Annotated in this window: 10 protein-coding genes and 1 pseudogene; 9 read left to right on the forward strand and 2 right to left on the reverse strand. The window is 62.3% G+C overall.

The window, feature by feature from the left end:
* Window positions 1-2: 2 nt before the first annotated feature.
* Window positions 3-404 carry an ATP-dependent Clp protease adapter ClpS gene (gene clpS, locus QD356_RS12530; RefSeq protein WP_082388342.1) on the reverse strand — a complete coding sequence of 134 codons (402 nt, stop codon included), beginning with the start codon at window positions 402-404 and terminating at the stop codon, window positions 3-5.
* Window positions 405-903: 499 nt separating this feature from the next.
* Window positions 904-2,166 (reverse strand): NADP-dependent isocitrate dehydrogenase, encoded by a 1,263-nt coding sequence (gene icd / locus QD356_RS12535; protein WP_043333852.1) that lies wholly within the window; start codon window positions 2,164-2,166, stop codon window positions 904-906.
* A gap of 100 nt (window positions 2,167-2,266) precedes the next feature.
* On the opposite strand from icd, the pseudogene QD356_RS12540 reads away from it, so the two are divergent.
* The 9 genes and pseudogenes from QD356_RS12540 to aceA all read left to right on the forward strand — a co-directional run.
* Window positions 2,267-2,806, forward strand: a pseudogene (locus QD356_RS12540) (pseudouridine synthase); the annotation flags it as partial.
* Between the two features lie 257 nt (window positions 2,807-3,063).
* The gene (locus tag QD356_RS12545) at window positions 3,064-3,513 is read left to right on the forward strand and encodes an NUDIX hydrolase (RefSeq protein WP_043333853.1); all 450 of its coding nucleotides are present in this window, start codon (window positions 3,064-3,066) and stop codon (window positions 3,511-3,513) included.
* Window positions 3,514-3,714: 201 nt separating this feature from the next.
* Window positions 3,715-4,896 (forward strand): tRNA 2-thiouridine(34) synthase MnmA, encoded by a 1,182-nt coding sequence (gene mnmA, locus QD356_RS12550; protein ID WP_054555617.1) that lies wholly within the window; start codon window positions 3,715-3,717, stop codon window positions 4,894-4,896.
* The gene (gene hflD / locus QD356_RS12555) at window positions 4,893-5,528 is read left to right on the forward strand and encodes a high frequency lysogenization protein HflD (protein ID WP_043333854.1); all 636 of its coding nucleotides are present in this window, start codon (window positions 4,893-4,895) and stop codon (window positions 5,526-5,528) included. Before mnmA ends, hflD begins: the two co-directional genes overlap by 4 nt.
* Before the next feature lie 150 nt (window positions 5,529-5,678).
* On the forward strand, window positions 5,679-7,046 hold the full coding sequence (gene purB, locus QD356_RS12560; RefSeq protein WP_192837462.1) for an adenylosuccinate lyase: 1,368 nt from the start codon (window positions 5,679-5,681) through the stop codon (window positions 7,044-7,046).
* A 249-nt stretch (window positions 7,047-7,295) separates the two neighbouring features.
* Complete coding sequence (locus tag QD356_RS12565; RefSeq protein ID WP_192837461.1) at window positions 7,296-8,540, forward strand: cupin domain-containing protein; 1,245 nt, start codon at window positions 7,296-7,298, stop codon at window positions 8,538-8,540.
* Window positions 8,537-8,968, forward strand: a complete 432-nt coding sequence (locus tag QD356_RS12570) for a GNAT family N-acetyltransferase (protein ID WP_192837460.1) — start codon at window positions 8,537-8,539, stop codon at window positions 8,966-8,968. The genes QD356_RS12565 and QD356_RS12570 overlap by 4 nt, the downstream gene beginning before the upstream one ends.
* Window positions 8,969-9,306: 338 nt before the next feature.
* Window positions 9,307-10,077 carry a hypothetical protein gene (locus tag QD356_RS12575; protein ID WP_192837459.1) on the forward strand — a complete coding sequence of 257 codons (771 nt, stop codon included), beginning with the start codon at window positions 9,307-9,309 and terminating at the stop codon, window positions 10,075-10,077.
* Between the two features lie 197 nt (window positions 10,078-10,274).
* Window positions 10,275-11,585, forward strand: a complete 1,311-nt coding sequence (gene aceA, locus QD356_RS12580; protein ID WP_054555621.1) for an isocitrate lyase — start codon at window positions 10,275-10,277, stop codon at window positions 11,583-11,585.
* The last annotated feature ends 269 nt before the right edge of the window (window positions 11,586-11,854 follow it).

Consider the following 11,854-nt stretch of genomic DNA (forward strand, 5'->3'; position numbering starts at 1 on the left):
GATCACTCCGCCCGGTCGATGTCGCACAGCAGCGGATGCTGGCACTCTCGAGCATATTGATTGACTTGGTGGCATTTCGTTTCCGCGATGTCGCGACTGAAGATGCCACAGGTTCCTTTTCCCTGATGATGGACAGCGAGCATGATCTGTACTGCCTGCTCCTGATCCTTGTTGAAAAAGGTGGTCAGCACCTCCACGACGAAGTCCATCGGCGTGAAGTCATCATTGTGCAGAACGACCTTGTACATGGGCGGTGGAGCCAGTTCAGGCTCAGCGGTCTCGAATGCCAGATCACCTTCGTGGTCTTCCTGGTATCCGGGTTCCTGAGCCGACGGGGCCTGATTGCTGATCGACAGTGTCTCCAGAAAGGGAGGACTGCCGCGCGATGTCTCTGTCTTGAACATAAGGGGCTGATCCGGTGAACACAAGCCGTGACGAAGCAGATTGCCTCAACGCGCCGCGGAGAAGGTCAAGCGCTGCCACGTCGTCTCAATGTGGGTGTGATAAGGAAAAGATGGGGGCTTGTCGATCTGGTTGCAAGCTTTAGTCGAGTACGTCCAGGCGTACACGTTCATGCCTGCATCGCGACGCTCTGACATGAATGCGGACATTTGCATGCATTTTCGCTCACATACGCGACAGACACCTCTCGACAGGCGTCGCCAACTGGCGACCCATTCAAGCGTCTCGCCGCTCGATGAAACCCGGAATGCTATCGCACAGACCCCCCGCGCAGAACGCTCCACGCAGAATGCCCAGGAGTGGCAATCGTTGGCAGCAGACTGAGCGCGCAACCGAGAAGCTTCCATCTCAAACGCAAGAAGGCCCCCGGACATGTCCGGGGGCCTTCTGCTGAAACCTGTCACGCAACCTGATGCCTGGGCATCAGATCAACGCAGGGTCTCAGGCATCCATGTTGTCAGCAACAGCCTGACCGAACTCGGAGCACTTCAGCAGCTTGGCATCGTCCATCAGGCGATGGAAGTCATAGGTGACTTCGCCCTTGGCGATGGCCTTCTCGACGCCTTTCAGCACGAGATCAGCCGCTTCGACCCAACCCATGTGACGCAGCATCATCTCGGCAGAGAGGATGACGGAGCCCGGGTTGACCTTGTCCTGGCCAGCGTACTTCGGTGCAGTACCGTGAGTCGCTTCGAACATGGCGACGGTGTCGGACAGGTTGGCACCCGGCGCGATACCGATACCACCCACTTCCGCCGCCAGAGCGTCGGACAGGTAGTCACCGTTCAGGTTCAGGGTGGCGATGACGTCATATTCCGCCGGACGCAGCAGGATCTGCTGGAGCATGGCGTCAGCGATGACGTCCTTGACCACGATGTCCTTGCCGTTGTTCGGGTTCTTGAAGGTCATCCACGGGCCGCCATCCAGCAGCTCGCCGCCGAACTCGTCCTTGACGATTTCGTAGCCCCAGTCCTTGAAGGCACCTTCGGTGAACTTCATGATGTTGCCCTTGTGCACCAGGGTCAGCGACTCACGGTCGTTGTCGATGGTGTACTGGACAGCCTGACGGACCAGACGCTTGGTACCTTCTTCGGAGACCGGCTTGACGCCGATACCGCAGTTCTCCGGGAAGCGGATGTTGGTGACACCCATCTCTTCACGCAGGAACTTGATGACCTTGTCGGCTTCCGGCGTTCCCGCTTTCCATTCGACACCGGCGTAGATGTCTTCGGAGTTTTCGCGGAAGATGACCATGTCGACGTCAGCCGGCTTCTTGACCGGGCTCGGCACACCAGTGAACCAGCGCACCGGGCGCAGGCAGGTGTACAGATCCAGCTTCTGACGCAGAGCGACGTTCAGGGAGCGAATACCACCGCCCACCGGAGTGGTCAGCGGACCCTTGATGGAAACGATGTAATCCTTGACAGCCTCGAGAGTCTCTTCCGGCAGCCAGGTGTCAGCATCATAAACGTGAGTGGCTTTTTCACCGGCGTAGACTTCCATCCAGTGAATCTTGCGCTCGCCGCCATAGGCCTTGTCGACAGCAGCGTCGATGGCAATCTTCATGGCCGGAGTCACGTCCACACCGATACCATCGCCTTCGATGAACGGGATGATCGGATTATTCGGAACGTTGAGGGTATTGTCGGAATTTGCGGTGATCTTGGCACCGCCTTCCGGGACGACAATCTTCTGGAACCCCATTGATAACTCCCCTGTCATGGATTCAGTGGAGGCGCGAGTATAGCACCCGTGCCGCTTCTCACAGTAGGCTTATACGGCAGCCGCGACAAAAGTCTAAACCATGTCTCTCATATATCTGCTTCACAAGCCTTACCGCGTCCTGACCCAGTTCACTGACCGCGATCAGGGCCGCCAGACACTCGCTGACTTCATCGACGTGCCGGATGTCTATGCCGCCGGGCGCCTCGACTATGACTCCGAGGGACTGCTGCTGCTCACCAGTGATGGCGCGCTCTCCCACCAGATCGCGCACCCGAGAAAGAAGCAGCCCAAGACCTACTGGGTACAGGTGGAAGGTGCCCCTGACGAGCAGGCCATCGCCGCGCTGCGTGCCGGTGTCGAGCTCAAGGATGGCATGACGCGCCCAGCCAAAGTGCGGCGCATCGAGCCCCCCGAGTTGCCTGACAGGCAACCTCCTGTGCGCTTTCGTGCGAGCATCCCGACCCATTGGCTGGAAATCATCATCAGCGAAGGTCGCAATCGCCAGGTGCGCCGCATGACCGCGCACGTCGGCTTGCCGACCCTGCGCTTGATCCGCGCGGCCATCGGGCCGTGGAAGCTCGACGGCCTTGCCCCCGGAGAATGGCGCAGCGAGGAAGTCGAGATGCCTGCGCCACCTCGCCGCGAGTCCCGCTCGCCACGCCACAAGGGCGCGACGGGCAAGCCGGGCGAGCGCCGCACCGGCAACACTGGCCCCCGGGGCAGTGGCGATAGAGGCAACAGCGCGGGCAAGAGCGGCAAGGGCTCAGGTCGGGGTTCCAGTCGGAGTTCTGGCCAGACTGAAGGCAAGGGTTCAGGCAAGACACCCGGCGCCCCCTCTCGTCGTCCCTCATCCCCCAAGAAAGGAAGGAAATCCTGATGGCTGCTCGCTGGACCCCGAATGTCACCGTCGCCTGTGTCGTCGAACGCGCCGGGCGCTACCTGATCGTCGAGGAAGACAAGGGCGGGCCCTGCACGGTGTTCAACCAGCCGGCCGGCCATCTCGAACCGCATGAGCGCATCATCGACGGCGTACAACGCGAAGTCCGCGAGGAAACCGCCTGGCGCATCCTGCTGACTGGCTATCTCGGCCTCTATGTGCACGTGGCCGAGGACGGCACCCACTTCCACTCCCACAGTTTCGAGGCCGCGGCCCTTGAGCACCTGTGCACGCCGCTGGACCCTGACATCGTCAGAACGCACTGGTTGTCGCTTGAGGAGATCGAGCAGCTCGAGGACATGGGCCGCCTGCGCAGCCCGCTGGTGACCCGTCGCATCCGCGACAGCCAACGTGGCAAGCGTTTCCCGCTGGATGTGCTGCACGATTGAGCGATTGCCCGCGCCGGAAGTCCGCCGCCGGGCGTGCTGTCGAGCGGCGCATCTGGCCCAGTGCGGCAGACGGCGCAGGCGGGGTGAATCCCACCCCCGCATTCAGGTATAATCCCGCCCATTCAAGCGGCGCCAGAATGACGGGTCTGCCGCCTCCCCTGTTTGTGACAACCCGCGGCCATGCGGGTGACGAGAGAACTGATGACCGCTGAAACCGGTACCGGAACCAAGGTCATCGTCGGCATGTCCGGCGGTGTCGACTCCTCCGTCTCTGCCCTGTTGTTGATGGAGCAGGGCTACCACGTTGAAGGCCTGTTCATGAAGAACTGGGACGAAGACGACGGTAGCGAATACTGCACCGCACTCGAAGACCTGGCCGATGCCCAGGCCGTGTGCGACAAGCTCGGCATCAAGCTGCACACCGCCAACTTCGCCGCAGAGTACTGGGACAACGTCTTCGAGCACTTCCTGGCCGAATACAAGGCCGGTCGCACGCCGAATCCCGACATCCTGTGCAACCGCGAGATCAAGTTCAAGGTCTTCCTCGAGTATGCCGAGATGCTGGGCGCCGAGCTGATCGCCACCGGTCACTACGTGCGTGGCGGCGTGCGTGATGGTCTACCGCGCCTGCTCAAGGGCCTGGACACCAACAAGGACCAGAGCTACTTCCTGCATGCCGTGCCGCAGGCGGCCATCGCGCGCACCCTGTTCCCGGTCGGCGAGCTCGAGAAGCACGAAGTTCGCGCCATCGCCGAGAAGCATGAGCTGATCACCGCGCGCAAGAAGGATTCCACCGGTATCTGCTTCATCGGCGAGCGGCGTTTCGCCGACTTCCTCAAGCAGTACCTACCCGCTCAGCCCGGCAAGATCGAGACTCCCGATGGCGATGTCATCGGCGAGCACATGGGCCTGATGTACTACACCCTCGGCCAGCGCCAGGGGCTGGGAATCGGTGGCCTCAAGCGCTATCCGGACGCGCCCTGGTTCGTGTGTGCCAAGGACCTGGAGCGCAACGTGCTGATCGCCGTGCAGGGCAAGCACCACGACCTGCTCTACACTCAGGCGTTGAGCACCGAATCCGTCGACTGGGTCGCGGGCGAGCCGCCGCAGACCGACGCCAATGGCGAGCTGCGCATTCGCTGCAAGAACCGCTATCGCCAGGAAGATCAGGCCGCGACCTTGATCGTCAATGACGGCCAGCGTGTCGAGGTGCGTTTCGATGAACCGCAACGCGCCGTCACGCCCGGCCAGTCCGCCGTCTTCTATCTCGGCGACATCTGTCTGGGCGGCGGCGTGATCGATGCCGCCTGGAAACTTCCGGCGGCGGACGCCAGCGCTTCCACCGCCCCGCTCTCTGGCCCCGAGGAGTCCGCCGCGCAATGACCAGCGTGCCGATCCGTCCCGTCACTGATACCACTACCCGCCAGGCACTTTCGCTGGCGGGCGTCTTCCAGGCAGCCGCGCTGGTCGATGAGCTGGCCCGCCACGGCCAGTGCGATGAGCGCGCCTGGGAAACCCTGGTCAATGCCACGCTGGATACCAATCCGGAAAGCTTCGAAGCCATCTACGGCGGGCACCATAACCGCCTGCGGCTCGGCATCGACACCGTCAGTGCGGTGATGGAACGTCGCCAGGTCTCGCCCGTGGTGATGCGTTACGGCTTCTCGCTGGTGATGCTGATGAGCAAGCTCAAGAAGGACCCGGACATGCTGGACAAGCTGGGCGCGGGCCTGACGCGCATCCAGGGCCAGGCCGAGCACTTCGGGCCGACCCACGAGAACGTGATCGCAAGCCTGGGCGAGCTTTACCAGCAGACTCTCTCCACCTTCCGCTACCGGATCGTGGTGCAGGGCGACCCCGGCCTGCTGCAGCAGCGCATGATGCCGGAACGCATCCGCTGCGCCCTGCTGGCAGGCGTGCGCTTCGCGCTGCTGTGGGACCAGCAGGGTGGCCGTCGCTGGAAGCTGGTCTTCCAGCGCAGCGCGCTCAAGAAGTCATTGCAGCAGCTGGGCTGAGCCCGCCTCCGCGCTCGCGCCAGCGCGTCACCTGACGCCACCTGATTCACACCCGAATTCGCTTCAACAACGCTGGAGCCCATCAACCGGGCTCCGAGACACTTGAACCGGCAGCGCGATATGTCCTGCCACCATCGGAAGATTCTCATCATGCAGCTGTCCGCCCTCACCGCCCTGTCTCCCGTCGATGGCCGCTATGGCGCCAAGACCGAGGCCCTGCGCGAGCACTTCAGTGAATTCGGCCTGATCCGTGCCCGCGTCATCGTCGAGGTGCGCTGGTTGCAACGCCTGGCCGCCCACGCCGAGATCGCTGAAGTGCCGGCCTTCTCCGCGGATGCCAACGCCGTGCTGGATAGCATCGTCAGTGAGTTCAGTGTCGAGGATGCCCAGCGCATCAAGGACATCGAACGCACCACCAACCACGACGTGAAGGCGGTCGAGTACTTCCTGAAGGAAAAGGTCGAGAGCAACGCCGAACTCAACGCCGTCACCGAGTTCATCCACTTCGCCTGCACCAGTGAAGACATCAACAACCTGTCTCACGCCCTGATGCTGCGTGGTGGCCTGGACAACGTGCTGCTGCCGCAGATGCGTGAAGTGACCGAAGCGATCGTCGCGCTGGCCCACCAGCACGCCGAACAGCCGATGCTGTCGCGCACCCATGGCCAGACTGCCAGCCCGACCACCCTCGGCAAGGAAATGGCCAACGTCGCCGCGCGCCTGCGTCGTCAGCTGGCGCAGATCGAACGCATCGAGATGCTCGGCAAGATCAACGGTGCCGTGGGCAACTACAACGCCCACCTGACCACCTACCCGGCCATCGACTGGGCGGCCAACGCCGAAACCTTCGTCGAGAGCCTCGGGCTGACCTTCAACCCGTACACCACCCAGATCGAGCCGCACGACTACATCGCCGAGCTGTTCGATGCCATCTGCCGCTTCAACACCATCCTGATCGACTTCGATCGTGACGTCTGGGGCTACATCTCGCTGGGTTACTTCAAGCAGCGTACCGTGGCCGGCGAGATCGGCTCTTCCACCATGCCGCACAAGGTCAACCCGATCGACTTCGAGAATTCCGAAGGCAATCTGGGCATCGCCAATGCCGTGCTGGGCCATCTGGCACAGAAGCTGCCCATCTCCCGCTGGCAGCGTGACCTCACCGACTCCACCGTGCTGCGCAACCTGGGCACCGGCCTGGCGCAGGGTCTGATCGCCTATCAGGCGACCCTGAAAGGCATCAGCAAGCTGGAAGCCAACCCGGAGCGTCTGAACGCCGATCTGGACAACAGCTGGGAAGTGTTGGCCGAGCCGATCCAGACCGTCATGCGTCGTTACGGCATCGAGAAGCCCTACGAGAAGCTCAAGGAGCTGACCCGTGGCAAGCGTATCGACCAGGCCGGTTTCGCCGCCTTCATTGAGACGCTGGAACTGCCGGACGACGTCAAGACCGAGCTGAAGGCACTGAGCCCGGCCAGCTACATCGGCAACGCCATTGCACAGGCCAAGGCGCTCTAAGCGGCGCAGGTCACTGCAAGTCTCAAGACGCCGGGGCCTCTGCTCCGGCGTCATGCATTACGCTGCACGCTGAACGACACACTGGATTCACGACCACTGACGCTCTCCGTCAGTGGGCACGACATGCCACGCTCTCAAGGCTCGGCATGGAACGCATCGCCGTCTGCCATCCGGCAACACGGCTTCAACGACGTCATCGCGAGACCGCCGCCACCTGACAGGCTGCCGTTCGCGTTCGAGAGGTTCTGCATGAGCACATCCCCCGCCCCCCGCGACACCGACACGCCACTGGCACTGTTGGGCGGCCTGAGCATCCGTGAATTCCTGCGCGATTACTGGCAGCAGAAGCCGCTGCTGATCCGCGGGGCCTTCGCAGACTTCGAGACGCCGCTGGAAGCCGATGAACTGGCCGGTCTGGCCTGTGAAGATGACATCGAAGCCCGTCTGGTCGAGGAAAACGGCCCGGACAAGGCCTGGCAGGTCAGCCACGGCCCCTTCGATGAAGCGACCTTCGCGCGTCTCGACGCCAAGGACGACAGCCAGTGGAGCCTGCTGGTGCAGGCGGTGGACCATTACGTCCCCGACGTCGCCGCGTTGTTCGAGCCCTTCACCTTCCTGCCGCGCTGGCGTCTCGATGACATCATGATCAGCTACGCGCCGACCGGCGGCAGCGTCGGCCCGCACCTGGACAACTACGATGTCTTCCTGCTGCAGGCTCAGGGCCAGCGTCATTGGCAGCTGGGCGGCATGCACGGTGACGACGCCGAGATCATCGATGGCATCGACCTGCGCATCCTCAAGCACTTCGAGGTCACCCCGGGCGAGGACTGGGTGCTGGAACCCGGCGACATGCTCTACGTGCCGCCGCGCCTGGCGCACCACGGTGTCAGCCAGTCCGATGACTGCATGACCATCTCCGTCGGCTTCCGTGCGCCTTCCGCCGATGAAGTCGTCACCTCCTACGCCGACTATCTGGGTGCCAGCCTGCCGGAATCGCTGCGCTATCGTGACCAGGGCATGGCACCGGTCGCCAATGCCGGCGAGCTGGACGACGCCTCGCTCGAGCGCGTGCGTGAATTGCTGCTCAGCACGCTGGACAACCCGACCCAGCTGGCACAGTGGTTCGGTCGCTACATGACCCAGCCCAAGTATCTGGAGCAGCTCGCCGCCCGCGAACCGGCCCTCAAGACGCATGAGCTGGTCGAGTATCTGGAAGATGAAGGCGTACTGGTGCGCTCCCTGGGCTCACGCTTCGCCTTCCGTCACGGCGAGAATGGCACCAGCACGCTGTTCGTCGATGGCGATGGCATCCTGGCCCCTCAGCCGCTGGCGGAAGCGCTGGCCTCCGATCAGCGCCTCACGGCGGTGTTGCTCGACTACACCACGGCAGACCTTGATCGCAGTGCCGTGGTCAGCCTGCTGACGGCGCTAATCAACCGCGGCAGCCTGATACTGGAATGTGACCTTCAGGACGAAGAGGACGATGAAGAATGAGTGACGCCATGATCAGCCTGGAACGGGGCGACTGGCAGACGTTGGGCAACGAGGCCAGCGAGATCCGCCGCGTCGTGTTCATCGAAGAACAGCAGGTGCCGCAGGATGAGGAGTGGGACGGGCGCGACGACGTCTGCGAACACTTCCTCGTGCATCTGGATGGCCGCACCGTCGGCACGGCCCGTCTGTTGCCGGATGGCCATGTCGGCCGCGTCGCCATCCTCTCCGAAGCGCGCGGACTGGGGCTTGGCCAACGCCTGATGGAAGCGGTCATCCATGCTGCGCGCCAGGCTGGCCATACTGAAGTGCTACTGGATGCTCAGACCCATGCGCTGGAATTCTATCAACGCCTCGGCTTCACGGCTTACGGCGACGAGTTTCTCGATGCCGGCATACCGCACCGCAGCATGCGCTTGATTCTGAACTGAATTTTAGCGTCTGCCTTACAAAAACCGGCCCCATTTGGGGCCGGTTTTTTTGTGCCTTGAATGTTCTTGTAGTCTGGCTACAACCCGCTCCTTGACCAAGTCATCATTCCCCAAGGCCCATGAATACTGACATCATGACGTCATTGAGAAATATTAAAACGACTGTTTGCCAGCAAGAATTCCACAACGTTGAAACTGGTATAAAACGATCGTTTTAATGCGACCAAGGAATGAAAGACAGCACTCAATTTCGGAGCGATGCTAGAGATCAGGTCATTTACGCTGCACTGCGACATGACACGCTGCCCGATCCGGCACCGCCTTCAGGAGATTCGCCCATGCTCACCTCAGACTCACGAACGCAGACCACCCTGATGGGCGGTAGAGGTGACCAGGTACTCGGGCAGCCTGAGGATGCCGCTCTGGCCGAGCAATGGCACAACGCCGAGATCCGCACGCGGATTCTCAAGCTGGCACGTCCCCTCAAGGACCTCCTGCCACCGCAGACAGCGGAGTCGGTAGCGGCACAGGCGCAGACGATCTGTCATCTGAGTCGCGACCAGCGCTGGCAACTTCCTGGCGAGCAGTGGCAACTGCGCTCACAGGGCAGCGGCTGGCAGCTGAAGTGCAATGGGCAGCTGAAGTGCAGTGTGCAGCCGGCAATAGCTGGCGAGACGCAGGACGCGCCTGACCAGCTGGCGCTTGCCGGCCTCACCGATGACGTGACGGGGATGCAGCTGGGCAACCGCCCGCTCCCCCGGGCCCTCTGGACACTGGCCGCCGCGCGGCATCGCGGCGAACGTCATTCGGTGCTAGCCATTGCCCAGATCAGCAGCGTGCGCGAAGCGCTGTGCTGGGGAGAGCTGATCTCACGGCTGCGTGCGCCGGACGGCAGGCCACCGCGCATCGCCCTCACCCTCAGCCACTGCACGTTACCCACGCTGGAAGCCAGCCTGTACTTCCTGATGCCCTGGTTGGACAGCATCACGCTGACAGCAGCCCCCGGCCTGGAAACTGCCTGCCTTGGCGTGATAAAGGCTCGCTTCAGACTTGCTGAGCCAGCGGAGCTCGACAACGCCACCGACGACGCCTTCTGTCGCACGGCGTGACTCCACTGGTAACGCCTGAAAGATCAATAACAACAACAAACTGTCATGCAGCAACTCAAGACGCAGAGCACCGACACTCCCATTTCACGTGTCGATCTCGCGTCGACCGCCAGACGATAGACAAGCGAACAGACACAAGACACGGACAACACGCCAGGGGCTGAGCCCCGACGACGAAGCCATCAGGAGATGCCACCATGAGTCACACACGTGCCGATCAGATTGCCGCGCTCGAGAAGGACTGGGCCGAGAATCCGCGCTGGAAAGGGGTCACTCGCCCCTATTCCGCCGAGGATGTGGTGCGCCTGCGCGGTTCCGTTCCGGAAGCCAATACCCTGGCGACCCGCGGTGCCGAGAAGCTCTGGAAACTGGTCAATGGTGATGCCAGGAAGGGCTACGTCAACTGTCTGGGCGCCCTGACCGGTGGCCAGGCCATGCAACAGGTGAAGGCCGGTATCGAGGCCATCTACCTGTCCGGCTGGCAGGTCGCCGCCGACAACAACACCAGTGAAGCCATGTACCCGGATCAGTCGCTCTATCCGGTGGATTCCGTGCCGACCGTGGTCAAGCGCATCAACAACACCTTCCGCCGCGCCGACCAGATCCAGTGGCAGAAAGGGGCCAATCCGGGCGATGCCGGCTTCGTCGATTACTTCGCGCCTATCGTGGCGGATGCCGAGGCCGGTTTCGGTGGCGTGCTCAACGGCTACGAGCTGATGACCGCCATGATCCGTGCGGGTGCCTCCGGTGTGCACTTCGAGGACCAGCTGGCCTCGGTCAAGAAGTGTGGCCACATGGGCGGCAAGGTACTGGTGCCGACCCAGGAAGCGGTGCAGAAGCTGGTGGCCGCTCGCCTGGCTGCCGACGTGGCGGGTGTCCCGACCCTGGTCATCGCGCGTACCGATGCCAATGCCGCTGACCTGATCACCTCCGATGTCGACGACTACGACAAGCCGTTCCTGACAGGTGAGCGCTCCGACGAAGGCTTCTATCGCGTCAATGCCGGTCTTGATCAAGCCATTGCCCGCGGCCTGGCCTACGCGCCCTACTCCGACCTGATCTGGTGTGAAACCGCCAAGCCGGACCTCGAGGAGGCGCGCCGCTTCGCCGAAGCGATCAAGAAGGAATACCCGGACCAGCTGCTGGCCTACAACTGCTCGCCTTCCTTCAACTGGAAGAAGAACCTCGACGACGCCACCATCGCCAAGTTCCAGCAGGAACTGTCGGACATGGGCTACAAGTACCAGTTCATCACCCTGGCCGGTATCCACAACATGTGGTTCAACATGTTCGATCTTGCCTACGACTATGCGCAGGGCGAAGGCATGAAGCACTACGTCGAGAAGGTGCAGGAAGCCGAATTCGCCGCAGCCGAGAAGGGCTACACCTTCGTGGCGCACCAGCAGGAAGTCGGCACCGGTTACTTCGATGACATGACCAACGTCATTCAGGGCGGCAACTCCTCCGTCACCGCACTGACGGGCTCTACGGAAGAAGACCAGTTCTAGACCGCTGACATCGCGGTATGACACCTCGACATGGCACCTCGCAATGACCGGATTGCGCGAGGTACCACCCGCAGACTGACCGAAGCCCGCTCACGCGGGCTTTTTCGTGCTTTACGCCTTGAATGCCCGCCGTGGATGTCCGCCGCGAATGCCAACCAACGTCGACAAATACCCTGCCGCTGACATTCACGCGGCATGGCTCAAGAAGAAGTGCTCACGCGGAAGTGCTTAGGTGGCAGCACTCATGCGCCGGAACTCACGTGGCCGGT

Source organism: Cobetia sp. 2AS (genome assembly GCF_029846355.1).
GTDB lineage: Bacteria > Pseudomonadota > Gammaproteobacteria > Pseudomonadales > Halomonadaceae > Cobetia > Cobetia amphilecti.